Source organism: Acidicapsa borealis (genome assembly GCF_059115245.1).
On record NZ_JCACNY010000001.1, the window covers coordinates 1,228,559 to 1,242,936 of the forward strand.

The 14,378-nt window shown below is 60.2% G+C and carries 12 protein-coding genes; 8 read left to right on the forward strand and 4 right to left on the reverse strand.

The annotated features are described in order from the left end of the window. Window positions 1–16: 16 nt before the first annotated feature. The gene (locus AC5S27_RS04935; RefSeq protein WP_493933454.1) at window positions 17–1,612 is read right to left on the reverse strand and encodes a DHA2 family efflux MFS transporter permease subunit; all 1,596 of its coding nucleotides are present in this window, start codon (window positions 1,610–1,612) and stop codon (window positions 17–19) included. A 104-nt stretch (window positions 1,613–1,716) separates the two neighbouring features. Between AC5S27_RS04935 and meaB the strand changes: the two genes are divergently transcribed. The 7 genes from meaB to AC5S27_RS04970 all read left to right on the forward strand — a co-directional run bounded on the left by meaB (window position 1,717) and on the right by AC5S27_RS04970 (window position 7,643). After that, complete coding sequence (gene meaB, locus AC5S27_RS04940; RefSeq protein ID WP_493933455.1) at window positions 1,717–3,102, forward strand: methylmalonyl Co-A mutase-associated GTPase MeaB; 1,386 nt, start codon at window positions 1,717–1,719, stop codon at window positions 3,100–3,102. A gap of 17 nt (window positions 3,103–3,119) precedes the next feature. Then, on the forward strand, window positions 3,120–3,779 hold the full coding sequence (gene tsaB, locus AC5S27_RS04945) for a tRNA (adenosine(37)-N6)-threonylcarbamoyltransferase complex dimerization subunit type 1 TsaB (RefSeq protein ID WP_493933456.1): 660 nt from the start codon (window positions 3,120–3,122) through the stop codon (window positions 3,777–3,779). A gap of 17 nt (window positions 3,780–3,796) precedes the next feature. After that, a complete protein-coding gene (gene rimI, locus AC5S27_RS04950) occupies window positions 3,797–4,270 on the forward strand; it encodes a ribosomal protein S18-alanine N-acetyltransferase (RefSeq protein ID WP_493933457.1) in 474 nt (157 codons plus the stop codon). Between the two features lie 228 nt (window positions 4,271–4,498). After that, window positions 4,499–4,708, forward strand: coding sequence for a hypothetical protein (locus AC5S27_RS04955; protein WP_493933458.1), 210 nt, complete (start codon window positions 4,499–4,501; stop codon window positions 4,706–4,708). A 181-nt stretch (window positions 4,709–4,889) separates the two neighbouring features. Continuing rightward, window positions 4,890–5,528 (forward strand): phosphatidylserine decarboxylase, encoded by a 639-nt coding sequence (locus tag AC5S27_RS04960; protein ID WP_493933459.1) that lies wholly within the window; start codon window positions 4,890–4,892, stop codon window positions 5,526–5,528. Continuing rightward, window positions 5,525–6,616 carry a CDP-alcohol phosphatidyltransferase family protein gene (locus tag AC5S27_RS04965; protein WP_493933460.1) on the forward strand — a complete coding sequence of 364 codons (1,092 nt, stop codon included), beginning with the start codon at window positions 5,525–5,527 and terminating at the stop codon, window positions 6,614–6,616. The genes AC5S27_RS04960 and AC5S27_RS04965 overlap by 4 nt, the downstream gene beginning before the upstream one ends. Then, the gene (locus AC5S27_RS04970) at window positions 6,606–7,643 is read left to right on the forward strand and encodes an Asd/ArgC dimerization domain-containing protein (protein ID WP_493933461.1); all 1,038 of its coding nucleotides are present in this window, start codon (window positions 6,606–6,608) and stop codon (window positions 7,641–7,643) included. Before AC5S27_RS04965 ends, AC5S27_RS04970 begins: the two co-directional genes overlap by 11 nt. Window positions 7,644–7,656: 13 nt before the next feature. Here the strand turns inward: AC5S27_RS04970 and dgt are convergent, their stop codons facing one another. After that, window positions 7,657–8,832: a dGTP triphosphohydrolase gene (gene dgt, locus AC5S27_RS04975; protein WP_493933462.1), complete on the reverse strand. Its 1,176-nt coding sequence runs from the start codon at window positions 8,830–8,832 to the stop codon at window positions 7,657–7,659. A 244-nt stretch (window positions 8,833–9,076) separates the two neighbouring features. Here dgt and AC5S27_RS04980 point away from each other — a divergent pair, with 244 nt between their 5' ends. Next, window positions 9,077–10,066 carry a substrate-binding domain-containing protein gene (locus AC5S27_RS04980; RefSeq protein ID WP_493933463.1) on the forward strand — a complete coding sequence of 330 codons (990 nt, stop codon included), beginning with the start codon at window positions 9,077–9,079 and terminating at the stop codon, window positions 10,064–10,066. Between the two features lie 147 nt (window positions 10,067–10,213). On the opposite strand, the gene AC5S27_RS04985 is transcribed toward AC5S27_RS04980, so the two are convergent. After that, window positions 10,214–12,376: a tetratricopeptide repeat protein gene (locus AC5S27_RS04985; RefSeq protein WP_493933464.1), complete on the reverse strand. Its 2,163-nt coding sequence runs from the start codon at window positions 12,374–12,376 to the stop codon at window positions 10,214–10,216. A gap of 270 nt (window positions 12,377–12,646) precedes the next feature. After that, window positions 12,647–14,230 (reverse strand): bifunctional phosphoribosylaminoimidazolecarboxamide formyltransferase/IMP cyclohydrolase, encoded by a 1,584-nt coding sequence (gene purH, locus AC5S27_RS04990; protein WP_493933465.1) that lies wholly within the window; start codon window positions 14,228–14,230, stop codon window positions 12,647–12,649. Between the last annotated feature and the right edge of the window lie 148 nt (window positions 14,231–14,378).

A 14,378-nucleotide genomic window follows, 5' to 3' on the forward strand; every position in this document is an offset into this window, starting at 1 on the left:
TCCGTTATGTTGCGAACTAATGAACGGGTTCGGCGGAGCGTGCGCCTTTCTTGGGGCGTTGCATCAGGAATGGTAGAGGGATGAGGATGCCAGTCAGGGCTACCAGGATCCAGATCACGTCTACGTAGGCTAATGTTCTGGCCTGGGATTGGATCATGCCGTAGATCTGGGCTCCAGCGTGTAGGGCGCTGCCTGGGCCGGAGTCGCCTGCGCCGTTTTGTTTCCAGACTGCTGTCAGGCCGGATTTGAGGCGGTCGAAGGGGCTGTTGCCTTCTACGGTGTGGCGGATCATCATCGCCTGGTGGCGTTGGGAGAAGCGGGCCAGCAGCGTGGTGACGAAGCTGATGCCGACGGAGCCTCCCACGTTGCGGCTCAGGGCGGTGAGGCCTGAGACTTCGTTGTTCTTCTCCTGCGGGACGCCTGCGTAACAGAGGGTGTTGATGGGGATGAAGAGGAAGGGAAGGCCGATGGCGATGACGGCGCGCCAGCTTACGGCCAGGCCGAAGTAAACATTCTGGTTGATGTTGGTCATGCGGAAGAGGCCGTAGGTCGTGATGGCGAAGCCGGTGGCTACGAGGACTCTGGGATCGAATTTTGGGGCGAGTGCGCCGGCAATGGGGAAGAGGACCATGAGCACGAGTCCTCCGGCGGAGATAGCTTCGCCGGCCTGGCGGGCGGAGTAGCCCATGACCTCTTGCAGGTATTGCGGGATGAGAACCGTGGTTGAATAGAGGCTGGCTCCGACCATAAACATGACGAACTGGGTCATGGCGATGTTGCGGCGCTTGAAGAGGCGCAGATCGACGATAGGGTGGTCGATGCTGAGCTGACGCCAGAGGAAGATGAAGAACGAGATGACGCAGGCGATGGTCGCGGTAGTGATGAAGCTGGAGCTGAACCAGTCGTCTTCCTGGCCTTTGTCTAGGACCATCTGGAGGGTGCCGATGAAGAGGACGAGCAGGCCGAGTCCCCAGTAGTCAATGCCTTCGCGCTTTTTGCGGCGGGCGGCGAGGTAGGGTGGGTCTTCGACGAGGCGCTGGGTGAGGAAGAGCGAGATGATGCCGACCGGGATGTTCAGGAAGAAGAGCCAGCGCCAGCTTGCGTTGTCGACGATCCAACCGCCGAAGGTGGGTCCGAGGGCGGGGGCGAGCACGACGGCCATGCCGTAGACGGCGAAGGCCATGCTGCGCTTTTCGGGCGGGAAGGTGTCGGCGAGGATGGCTTGTTCGCTGGGCTGGAGGCCGCCTCCGGCTGCTCCCTGGACGACGCGGAAAAAGACGAGCAGTGGGAGGGTCGGGGCGAGGCCGCACAGGAGCGACGCGATGGTGAAGCAGAGGACGCAGCTCATATAGAAGCGCTTGCGGCCGATGCGGTTGGCGATCCAGCCTGAGATGGGGAGTACGACGGCGTTGGCTACCAGGTAGCTGGTCAGGACCCAGGTGGCTTCGTCGCGGCTGGCGGAGAGCGTGCCGGAGATGTGCGGCATGGCGACGTTGACGATGGAGGTGTCGAGCGCCTCCATGAAGGTGGCAAGAGTGACGGTGATGGCGATGACCCAGGGGTTGGCTTTGGGACGCCATGTATCGTGAAAGGTGATGGTTGCCGCCGCCAAACGGTGTGTCCTTTTGCTGCTGATTTTTATGGATGCTGACGTTAGTCAGGGTAACAGGTTGGCAGGTCTGGCGAGGGATCTGGTTGGGTTTGGAGATGACAAAATTGAGTGCTTCTGAGGACGGATTTCGAGGTCCGGCGGACGGTGTGGCGCGGCTGTTTGCGGGATTGCGCGGTGGTCCGAATTCCGGGCAAACGCGGGCGCTGGCGCGCGTGATTTCTCTGGTGGAGGATGGAGCTCCCGAGGCTGGGGAGTTGCTGCGACTTTGCCGGGAGGCGCTGGCGGAGGGTCCGCGGGCGATTCGTATCGGGATTACCGGGCCGGCTGGGGCGGGGAAGAGCACGCTGGTGGATGCATTGACGCGGGAGCTGCGCAAGGCCGGACGCCGCGTGGGGATTGTGGCTGTCGATCCTTCCAGCCCGTTTTCGGGTGGGGCGATTCTGGGGGACCGGATACGGCTGACGGATCTGGCTGGAGATCCCGACGTGTATATGCGGTCGATGGCTACCCGTGGGCATCTGGGTGGTTTGGCTGCGGCCACGGAGGATGTGCTGACGGTCATTGAGGCTTCGGGCAAGGATGTTTTGCTCATCGAGACTACTGGCGTGGGGCAAGGGGAAATCGAGGTCGTCGGGCTGGCGGATGTGGTGGCGGTGGTGCTGGTGCCGGGGATGGGGGATTCGATTCAGTCGCTGAAGGCTGGGGTGCTGGAGATTGCTTCGGTGTTCGTTCTGAATAAGGCGGATGCTGCGGGGATTGAGCGGCTGGAGTCGGAGATTGGGGAGATGGTTGGGCTTTCGCATGCGCTGGCGGTGGAACAGAAGATGCCGCCAGTCGTGAAGACGGTGGCTACGACGGGTGTGGGCGTTGGGGAGTTGCTGGGGGTAGTGGATTCTTTGGCGGCGGAACAGCAGACCGCAGGGGCTAAAGCCCCCGGTCAGCGTGGCCTCCTGATGCCGGGGATGAATCCCCGGCCTACCTTACAGGCAAAGGCGACGCAGGCAGATCATTCAGCAGGAGCAAAGGCCGCTTCGGTAGAAGCGATGGCTGAGTCAATTGATGACAAGGGACTTATCCGGGCTGGGATTGGTGGGGCGGTGCTAGATCATCTTGGGATTGCTGTCCGGTCGTTGACCGCTTCGGTGGGGTTTTATGAGGCGCTAGATTTGGCAGTTTCTGGTGTTGAGGACGTGCCGCAGGAGCGGGTTCGGGTCGCGATGCTGGCTGTTGGGCAGAGCCGGATTGAGTTGCTGGAGGCCACTGCAGAAGATTCGGCCGTCGGGAGGTTTCTGGCCAAGCGCGGCGAGGGGCTGCATCATATCGCGCTGCGGGTGCCGGATCTGGCGTTGGCGGTGGAGCGGATGAAGGAACGGGGATTGCGGCTGGTCTCCGACAAGATTCAGGTGGGTGCGGGTGGGCACAGGTATGTGTTTGTGCACCCGGCCAGTGCGAATGGCGTATTGGTCGAACTGGTGGAAGCGGCGCATTGATGGTTTTGGAGAGAGATTTGACGGACAGGGTGATTTTGCTGGCGGTGGATTCTTGCGGGACGGTTGGTTCGGCGGCGCTTGGGCTCGTGACCGGAGGGCAAGTTGAGTTGCTGGGCGATGTGCGGGTGCCGGGTGGGGAGCTGTCGGTTTCGCTGGTGCAGGCGATCGCAGATCTTCTGGCTGCGGCTGGGATTTCGGTTGCTGAGCTTGGTGGAGTGATCGCCGTGGCTGGGCCGGGGAGTTTTACTGGAATCCGGATTGGGCTGGCGGTGGTGAAGGGGCTGGCTGAGGCTGCGGGGTTGCCGGTGGTTACGGTTTCGCGGCTGGCGATGCTGGCGGATTCGGCGGGGACGACTACAGCGGTGCTGGATGCGCATCGGGGTCAGATGTATTGCGGGATGTATGAGCATTCCACTGCGGAAGTACTCATGACTGCCGGTGAGATCAACGCGATGGGAGGATTGCCGGGGCCGGTGGCGGTTTGCGAGGAAAGTGTGGCGCAGGCTCTCGAGGAGTTGCAGGGGGAGCCGGAGATTGTGCGTGTGCCTGGGCTGGGAGCAGCTGAGGCGCTGCGATTTGGGTTGCGGGCGTGGCTGACTGGGGAGTTTGCCGATGTTTCGGCCTTGGATGGGTATTATCTGCGCGGGGCGGATGCGAAGGTTGCGGGCCAGCGATGAGCTTCGTGGTGAGACCTATGCGGGAGGAGGATGTTGACTCGGTGATGGAGATCGCCGGGGCTTTGGCGGAAGCGCCGCGCTGGGGGCGGGAGGCTTATCTTTCGGCCATTGCCCGGGATTCAACACTGCGACGGATCGCTCTGGTGGCATTGGCGGGGGAGACGGTGGTTGGGTTCGCGGTGGCTTCTCTGGTGGCCGGAGAGGCTGAGCTGGAGTCGATCGCTGTTGCTTTCGGGGAGCAGAAGCGCGGCGTCGGCGGCGGCCTTCTTAAGGCGCTGATCGCTTCGGTTGTGCGCGAAGGCTGCACGGCTATGGTGCTGGAGGTCAGGGCTTCTAATTTTGCGGCATTGGGGCTTTATGTTCGGCTAGGCTTTGCCGAGGAGGGCCGGAGGCGAGGATATTATTCGGACCCGGCTGAGGATGCGGTTCTGATGCGGCTTTCGTTTGACCTGAAGGAACAGCAGATTCCCTTCGGGAATGACAAACAATAGAGATAAAAGCAAGGGCAAGATCTATCGGAGGTCATTCGACTTTGCCCTTCGGGCTTCTATCGGGATGATATCGATTCGTGCCTCGGCGAAGGCATGATTCTTGAGAGGTTTACGAAGGTAGCGGCCCGATTATCCACAGTTCTGATTACAAAAGTTGGCGGCGATGGGTTGCGAAGCGCTGTTCATCGGGCGTATATATCAGGTGTCTTCAACAGACGAGGTGCCCACATGGATGAACTACTCGAATGGCAAATGAGCGCGGAGATTCAGCGCTTGCTGACCGAGCATCAACGGTATTCTCTGCGCTTGAACGAGTTGGTGACCAAACCGTACCTGTCTTCCGACGAGCAGCTGGAGGAAGTTCGGTTGAAAAAGCTGAAGTTGCATGCCAAGGACCTGATTTCGGCCCTGGAGCATCGTTCGGCTGCTGTGGTGTAGGTGATTCGGGCCTGAGGGCTGGTCCTACGCTGGCCACAAAAGCAGAAGCGTGGCAAGGGTAGGGCACCCGCAACTCTCCGGTTGGCCGGAGAGAAATGAGCCGAGGTTGGGACAAGTTGGCAGGGCTGTTTCGAAGTAGCCTGCTGGAACCATAGCTGCGCCCGTATAATCGTTTGGAATCATGGTTAAAGACGGTTATTACTACGGCGTGGGGTTCCTGATTGCAGCGGGACTTCTTTGGAAATTAGCGGGCTGGCCTTATGCCATCGTTCCGATTCTGCTGGCTGCATTCTTTCTTTGGTTCTTCCGCGACCCTGTCCGGGCAATCCCGGATGGTCCTGGGTTGATTGTGTCTCCTGGAGACGGTGTGGTGACGGAGACGGTGCGTATTGAGACGCCGGACGGGCCGAAGACGCGGATCAGCGTATTTCTCAGTGTGTTCAATGTGCACGTGAACCGGTCTCCTATCGCTGGCACGATCACGGAGATTCGCTATCAGAAGGGGCTTTATCTGAACGCGATGAACCCGGCTTCTGCGGATGAGAACGAGCAGAACATTGTCACAGTGCGCGGCGAAGGCTACGAGGTCACGTTCAAGCAGATTGCTGGTTTGCTGGCGCGCCGGATTGTTTTCAACCCGACGGTGGGTGCGGTGATCGGGCGCGGTGAGCGGGTGGGTCTGATCAAGTTTGGCTCACGCGTGGATGTGATCGTACCGGTTGAGGCTCAACTGCGGGTGAAGGTCAAGGATAAGGTTGCCGGTGGAGCGTCTGTGCTAGCTGCCATGCCGGTTTCTGGTTCGGCAAGGGTGGGGCTGTGACGCCTCGGCTGAATGGTGGTCTGCCTCCGGATGCGGAGGAGCGGGCAGTTGCGCGCGCTGCGCGGATGCGGCGCGGAATGTATATTCTGCCTTCGCTGTTTACGGCGGGGAGTATCGGCGCTGGGTACTTTGCGATCACGCAGACGCTGGATTCGCTGACGGTTGTCGGCGGAGACGGTGGCGCGAGTCATCTGGACTGGGCGGCGAAGGCAATCTGCTTTGCCATCCCGTTTGACGCGCTGGACGGGCGCATTGCCCGGATGACGAATACGACGAGTGAGTTTGGCAAGGAACTGGACTCGCTGGCGGATGCGATCACGTTTGGGGTCGCACCCTGTTTGCTGGCGTGGGTGTGGGGGTTCCATTCCCTGCCTTCGACGATCGATCCGGACCTTCATCGGCTCTTGTTGCAGGTTGGCTCGTTTGTTTGCTTCCTGTTTCTGCTGTGCGGAGCATCGCGGCTGGCGCGGTTTAACAGCAGCCATAATGCGCAGCCGAGAAATCCTGGGCGGCCAGACCGGAAGTATTTTGTGGGGATGCCGATTCCGGCAGCGGCTGGGGTGGTTGCTGCTACGGTGCATTGTTTCGACGGGAGATCCGTTCAGTACTGGTGGCTGGCGTTGTTGTGGCTGGTACTGGTGGGCCTGCTTGGATTCCTGATGGTAAGTACCTGGCGTTTCTGGTCGGGCAAGGAGATCAATTTCTCCCGAAGACAGCCGTTCCAACTTATAGCGATCCTGGCGATTGTGCTTTTCGCGTTGCTGTACTGGTCCCGGTGGGCTCTGTTTTTAGTAGGGCTCGTGTACATGTTTTCGGGGATATGGGCGCGGGCGGCGTACTCGTGGTCACGGCGGCGCAGGCAGATGACGGAGCCTGAGGTTCCAGCTCGGGCCGGTGGGCCGGTGTTCCGGGATGAATACGTGCAGCACATCGCCGAGCCGGTCGTGCCGGTGCAGGAAACGGTTGTTCATCCTATCTATGAGGAACCAAAGCATGTGCCGCTCGAATCTAACGAGCGAGAACTGAACGCGAGTGAGTTGGCCTGGCGCGAAGAGAACGATAGGAAAACGAGATCTGATGAGTACTGAATACAGGATCGCTGTGGTTGGGGCGTCAACGCTGCTGGCCAAGGAGCTGAAAGAATCGTTGACGGAGTCTCCGCTGGCGGGGGCCAACTTTGTGTTGCTGGATGAGGCGGAGGCGCAGGGACAGTTGGACCAGGTTGGCGACGAAGTTACAGTGATCCAGACACTCGGACCTGGCGTGTTTGAGGGCATGGATTTTTCGTTCTTTGCGGGGAGCGAGGAGTTGACGCGGAAGTACTGGCGCGAGGCTCTGGCGGCGGGTTCGACGGTGCTGGATATGACGGGCGCGCTGGATGAGGAGCCTGGGGTCCTGGTGCGGGCTCCATGGCTGACCAGCGGTGTTGGTTCGCCGGATCTGCTGACGAAGGCGGTGGTGCCGGCGAACGCGGCGGCGCTGACCCTGGCGCTGATTCTGGACCGGCTGGGCGAGGTGGCTGAAGTCACGTTCGCGGCGGCGACGGTGTTACAGCCTGCTTCTGAATACGGCAAGGACGCATTGGATGAGTTGCATCAACAGACGGTGAGTTTGCTGAGCTTTCAGACGATGCCGCGGGCGGTGTTCGATACCCAGGTGGCGTACAACACGCTGGCCAGTTTTGGCGAGACAGCGTCGGTGAGTTTGGCCAAGTCGGAAGGGCGAATTCGGCGGCACTATGCTGCTCTGGCGGGAGATCGGCTGGCGGAGATTCGCTTACAGGTGCTGCATGCGCCGGTGTTTCACGGGAACACGTTCTCGATCTGCATTGAGCTGGCCCACCCGGTGCCGCTGGCTTCGATTGAGGATGCGCTGGGTGGGGAGCATTTGGACCTGGTGTTGGAAGAGACGGATTCGCCGTCAAACCTGGCAGCTGCGGGGCAGAACGATGTGCTGGTGTGGTTGAAGCCGGAGCCTCCGGTGGATCGGCTCAGCGGGGAGACTGCGCGGTTCTGGCTGTTTGCTGCGAGTGATAATCTGCGGCTGGCGGCGCAGAATGCCGTGGAGTGCGCGCTGGATATGCGCCGTTTGCGGCCGCATGGATCGGTGCAGTAAAGATCTGTCTTAGTTATTGAGCGGAGTCGCGGTAGGCGAGCCAGGCTTGCTCGATGTAGGTGTCGGTCATGCCGGCGATGTAGTCGGCTACTGCGCGTGCTGTCCCTTCCTGGGGAATACGGGCCTGGTGATCGAGCGGCAGAAGGCTGGGGTTGTTGATCCAGGCGTGGAAGAGAGTCTGGATAATCTCGGCGGCGAGATCGTGCTCTGCGTCCAGCGCTGGGGATTGATAGAGGAACTCATAGAGATAGCTCTTGGCTTGCTTGCGCTGGACTTCCACTTCAGGACTGAGTTGGGCAAGCCGGTGTGGTGCTCGCCGGATGCCTTCGAGAGTTTCGATATCTGAGGATTCTACCTGGCGGCTGGTTTCCTGCATCAGGTCGGTGACGAGGGTGTTGAGCACCTGCTTGAGGGCTTCGCTCGTGAGCAACGTTGGGTCGGCGGCCGGGTATTGACTTGCCACTTTCGCGTAGAAATCCGCGACGAGAGGGACGTTGGCGAGGACGTGTGGCAACTCGAGGATGCCGGAGGCGAGGCCGTCTTCGAAATCGGCGCTCAGGTATGCGATTTCGTCGGCGAGGTCGATCAACTGGGCTTCTAGGGGCGGGAACTGGTCGAGGAAATACGGGGCTAGCTCGGGGTGCGTTGCAGCCGAGTAGTCGCGGGAGTGTTTGACGATGCCTTCGCGTACCGCCAGGGTGAGGTTCAGGCCGGGAAAAGCGGGATAGCGCTCTTCGAAACTGGTGACGATGCGGAGAGCCTGGAGATTGTGATCGAAGCCGAGCTTCACGTCCGGGCTGTGTTCGCGGAGTGCTTCGTCGAGTGCGGTTTCTCCGGCGTGGCCGAATGGTGGGTGGCCGATGTCGTGGACCAGTGCCAGGGCCTCGGCGAGGGGTGCGTTGAGACCGAGAGTGGCGGCGGTATTGCGGGCGATCTGGGCGACTTCAAGCGTGTGTGTGAGCCGGCTGCGGGAGTGGTCACTTTCTGTTCCGCGACGGGTGAATACCTGAGTCTTGCCTGCCAACCGGCGGAAAGCCTTGGCGTGTAGGATTCGGCCGCAGTCACGGATGAACACGGAACGATACGGGTGGACCGGTTCCGGATGGACCCGGGCAGAGAGGGGGCCATTGGGATCGTCCGGGACGGCGATGCCAGGGGGAAGCGGACGGATTCGAGATTGTTTCGTCATGCGTTGCCGTTCAAGGGACTGATTCAGGGTATCAAGTTGGGAAGAAGGGATGGGTGCCGGAGAAGTCATCCAGGGAGGGATATCGATATTTTGAGGCTCCGATAGACAAGGTGTAGAGACCGGAGTACACTTCCCGGTACTTTTGGCTAGCGTTGGCGAACGAGCCGAGATTTCAGGAGTCGAAGTTAGGCTGGTGTTTCGCCTGTAGTACCACCTTGGAGCACTTTCGATAGGGGGTAAGAGGATGACACGGTTCCGGAAATTGATTGCACTCGCAGTATCGCCCGCGTTGCTTCTCGTTGTTAGTTGCGGGCGTCATTCGCAAAGCGAAGTTTACTATCTTGTCGCGTCGAACCTTGGCTTGCCGTACTGGAAGACCGCGATTGCGGGCTTCAACGCGGCTGCGGCAAGATATAAAGTCACAGCCAAGGTCGCGGGTCCGGTCACTTATGATGCGGCCGCAGAGTTACAGGAGTTGAATCATGTGGTGGCTTCGAAGCCGGCGGGGATTTTGATCTCGGTGGCAGACGAGGCTTTGTTGCGGCCGGGGATCGATGCTGCGATTGCGGCGGGGATTCCGGTGCTTACGATTGACTCGGACGCGCCGAGCAGCCGGCGGCTTTTCTTTATCGGAACGAATAACCTGGCGGCGGGACATCTGGGCGGTCAGCGGGTATCCGAAGGGATCGGGGGACGCGGGAACGTGGTGTTTTTCTCGATGCCAGGACAGCCGAATCTGGATGATCGACTCAAGGGATTCAAAGATGTGTTTGCCTCGCATCCGGATATCAACATCATGGACGTGGTGGATATCAAGGGAGACGCGCGGACTGCGTATGACAAGACACAGGAATATCTGACGCAGACCGGGCCCACGCGTGTATCGGCATTCGTCTGCCTGGAAGCTTCGTCGGGCAAAGTGGTGGCGGATGCGATTCGCAGGCAAAAGGCTACCGACCGGGTTGTTGTGGCGTGGGATGTGGAGCAGGACACGCTGGCTGAGATCACGGATGGTACTATCGCCGCAACGATCGCGCAGAAGCCATTCACGATGGGCTTTGTGGGATTGAAGGAACTGGATGAAATCAGTCACAACCCGCCCAAGTCGCTGACCAAGGACTACAGCGTGGATGCCTTTGCCGAGTATCCAGTATTCATCGATACTGGGACGGCGCTGGTAGATAAGGCGAATGTCGATATCTTCTCTAAGGCGGCTTCGGCTCACCAGCAGTAGGGCGTCGAGTCTGGTCAAGCAGAGATTTGCAGAGGCCCTTTTATGGGTCTTACCCCAGCATCAGCACGAACAAGTCGCGCTGATGCTGGGGGTTCGTTTTTTCCGATGGCTAGAGGTTATGACGGCACACTGTGGTCCGAATGAAAACTACGGTTTGGCGTCGGTGCCAGTGTGACTTTCCTGCTTGGCTAGTTTGACGCGGGCGCCTTCGAGCTTCTTCTGGACTTTAGCTACTTCCGCAGGTTCCACATCGGCGCTCGAGGACTTGGCAAACTCGGCTACTGAAATTTCCCATTGTGCGGCGGCGAGACGGATGCGGCCAGTTTTCTCGTAGAGATCGCCGAGGTGATCATGCACGGTGGGGTCAGTTGAGTTTCGTTCGACGGCCTTACGGAGGTTGTCTTCAGCCGGCTCGTACTGGCCGAGCTTGAGGTAGGCCCAGCCGAGGGAGTCGAGGTAGGCGCCGTTCATCGGTTCCAGTTCGACGGCTTTGCGGATGTACTTGAGAGCATCGGTGTAGCGGGTGGTCTTATCGCATAGCATGTAGCCGAGGTTATTGAGCGTAATCGCGTTATTCGGGTCAATCTCCAATACCTTGTGGAAGAGCTGCTCGGCCTGATCGTACTTCTTTTCGCGCTCGGCGAGGGCACCGCGCTGGAAGAAGAGATTGGCTTTATCTTCATCACGGGTGGCGAAGGGTTCAGCCTTGGTGAGGGCATCCTCCGCCTCTTTCCAGTGCTTTAGACGGAGCTGGATCTGGGAGATTTGCAGATAGACTTCGCGGTCGCCCGCCTTACCGGTGAGCAGACTGTTGGCCAGGCTGAGGCCTTCGTCGAGCTTGCCGGTATCGGCCAGTTGCCAGGCGAGCAGCAGCTTGAGGTCACGGTCATTGGGATTGGCCGCAACGGCTTTGCGGCAGACTTCGGTGGCCTCGTCGAACTGCTTAGCGTCACGGTAGGTGTCCACCTCGCCCTGATACCCGCGCTTGGCGAAGTCGCCGCCCAGCTCGATCATCTTTTGGTAGGTGGCGATGGCTTCAGTGGTTTTGTTCTGCTCGTGATAGACGGCGCCGAGGCGATCAAGGAAGATGCTGCGGTTGGCTTTTTCTTCTGCCGTGTATGCGCCGTTGGCGTGGGTGGTAAGGTCGGTCATCTTCTCGTAGACGGCGATGGCTTCATCGTAGCGGCCGAGGACGTCGAGCAGGAGACCTTCGTTATAGCCTGCTTCGAGGGAGTTGGGGTCTTTGGCGCGGGCTTTACGAATCGTGATGAGGGCTTCTTCGTACTTGCCCTGACGCCGCTGAATCTCCGAGATGCGATTGAGGGCTGCGACGTCTTCCGGGTCGGCGTCGGTGAGCTGTTTGAACTGCTTCAGGGCCTCGTCCAGCTGGTTGTCGCTGAGCAAGACCATGCCGAGGGCGCGAATAGCGTCAAGGTTTTCAGGCTCCATGTCGGCGGAGCGCTGGTATGCGGCGATAGCCTTCTTGGGCTGCTTGAGTTGCTCGTAGGTTGCGCCGAGGGTGAATTCTTCTTTGGGGGTGCGGTCGGAGACGGGAACGGCTTCGAGGAGTTCGCTGGAGCGGCGCAGGTCGCCGGACTCTGCGTAGAGGCGGGCGAGGTTCAGAACGACGTCTTCGGAGGCGGGTTCGATGTCCTGGGCGGCTTTGAACTGCGCTTCGGCCTTGGCGTTGTCATGCTTGACGGTATAGAGCTGGCCGAGGAGCAGATGGTTCTCGAGGGACTTGGGTTCGAGGGCAACAATTTTGAGGAACTCTGCGATGGCGAGGTCGAGGACCTGGCCGCTGGGCGTGGCTGTGGCGGGCTGATTCTGCTGCTCTTGCCCGAGCGAGCGTAGGTAGATTCTTCCGAGGAGCTTGTGAGCTTCGAGGTTGTTATCGTCCTTCTTGACGAGCTCCTGGGCGGTCTGGATGGCTTCACGGACGCGGCCAGCACGGAAGTAAAGTTCGGCAAGACCGGTGGCGAGCTGGGAGGAGTTGGGATCGGCGTTGAGAGCGAGTTTGTACTCTTCAACGGCACGGGTGACGAACTCCTGCCGGCCGTAGTTAGTGGCCATATCTTCGTAGGAGTGGGCTAGGGCCGCGTGGTAATAGGCGGTTGAGCGATCCGGGACAGAAGCGGGCGCGGATGCCGCCGGCTTGGCGGGGATTGGCGGCACGTCGACGGGAGCGGCTGGGGTCTGGGCAAAAGCTATCGGCGCCAGAAAGAGGAACGCTGCTGTGGCCAGAGTGATGCGAATGGATTTGGAGTATTGGCCAAGGCGGCTAAGGTTGGAAATCTGCGCTTCTGTCATGTTTGGCTATCCCACGCTCTCTTTCCCCGATGATGCAGGGGTGGATGGTCTGCCCGACCAGGCCTGGGCCGAAAAGAGAGTCCCGGAGCCGCAATCGTTCCATAGTGCCGCAGTGGGGCAGTGCCATGAACTATTGGACGATTGTATCTTGCAAATGGTTCCGGCGTGTGTGCCGGATTGGGTGAAAGCGATGGAAAGTAACTGGTTATTGCTTCTGCCAGGCCCCAGAGGTGAGGCCTGGCGTGCTTGTCCTTTACCGATTCCTGAGGATCAGTGGCGGAAGTGGCGGATTCCGGTAAAGGCCATGGCGATGCCGAGGCGGTCGGCGGCGGCGATGACGTCGGCGTCCTTGACGGAGCCTCCGGGCTGGATAACTGCGGTGGCTCCCGCAGCCACTACGGTTTCCAGACCGTCAGGGAAGGGAAAGAATGCGTCTGATGCGGCGACGCAGCCGGCGAGCGGGAGAACGGCTTTCATGGCTCCGAAGCGGGCGGCATCGACGCGGCTCATCTGGCCCGCTCCGACTCCGATGGTCTGACCGTCCTTGGCGTACACGATCGCGTTGGACTTGACGTGCTTGGCGATGCGCCAGGCGAAGAGCAGGCTGGCCAGTTCGTCTGACGTGGGATGGCGGTGGGTGACGATTTTCAGGTCATCGGCGGTAATGCGTGCGATATCAGCGTCCTGCACGAGGAGGCCGCCGGAAACCTGCTTCACGACTGGGGTAGGCGGGGCGTCTTTGACTTCTACAAGGCGCAGATTCTTCTTGGCTGCGAAGATGGTTTGCGCCTCCGGGGTAAAGCTCGGAGCGGCGATGGCTTCCACGAAGAGTTTGGCGATGGCTGTGGCGGCTGGGGCATCAACTTCCCGGTTGACGCCGATGACGCCACCGAAGGCGGAGATGGGATCGGCGGCCAGGGCTTTCTCGTAGGCTTCGAGGACGGTTGAGCCGGTGGCGGCGCCGCAAGGGTTGGTGTGCTTGATGATGGCTACCGCGGTTTCGGGGAATTCTTCGGCGAGTGCCCAGCAGGCTTCGAGGTCGACGAGATTGTTGTAGCTGAGCTCTTTGCCCTGGAGTTGGCGGGCATTGGCGATTCCGAGGCCGGATGCGTCGGCGTAAAGCGCGGCGCGCTGGTGGGGGTTTTCGCCGTAGCGAAGGCTGGCGGCCTGGCGGAGGTTGATGCGGAGGGTCGTCGGGAGGGCTTCGGTGTTCTTTTCTGCTGGACTTTCGGGCGCAGGCGCGTTGGGAATCTGGTCAAGAGCGTTGGCGATGGCGGAGTCGTAGGCGGCGGTGGTGGCAAAGGCCTTCTTTGCCAATTGCCAGCGAGTGGCGCGAGACAGGCTTCCGCTATTGGCAGCGAGCTCTTCGGTGAGTGCGGCGTAATCGGAGGCCAGGGTGACGATGGCGACGTCTTCGAAGTTCTTGGCGGCGGAGCGGACCATGCTGGGGCCGCCGATGTCGATGTTTTCGATGAGATGGCCGAAGGGCACGTTCGGCTGCGCGGCGGTCTTCTCGAAGGCGTAGAGGTTGACGACGACCATGTCGATGGGGAGGATGCTGTGCTCGGCAACGGCGGCTTCGTGTGTCGCATTGCCGCGAATGTAGAGCAGGCCACCGTGAACGCGGGGATGCAGGGTCTTCACTCGACCGTCGAGCATTTCGGGGAAGCCGGTGAGCTCGCTGATGTCCTTGACGGTCAGACCGGCTTCGCGGAGGGTTTTGGCAGTGCCTCCGGTTGAAATCAGCTCGACGCCGTAGCTGGCCAGGGTTTGGGCGAAGGCGACGAGGCCGGATTTGTCGGTGACGCTTAGAAGGGCGCGGCGGATGGGCTTTAAGTCAGTTACAGCTGCCAAAAGAGTTGTCCTTTTTGGGCGCGGGTTTCGACGGTATGCGCACTCTACAGGGTATATCGAATAGGCCATTTAGAGGTTCGGAACGCCAGATTCTGTGCGGGAATCACAATAAGAAAAGCAAGGACTCATGTTGACCATGGTGCCGGGG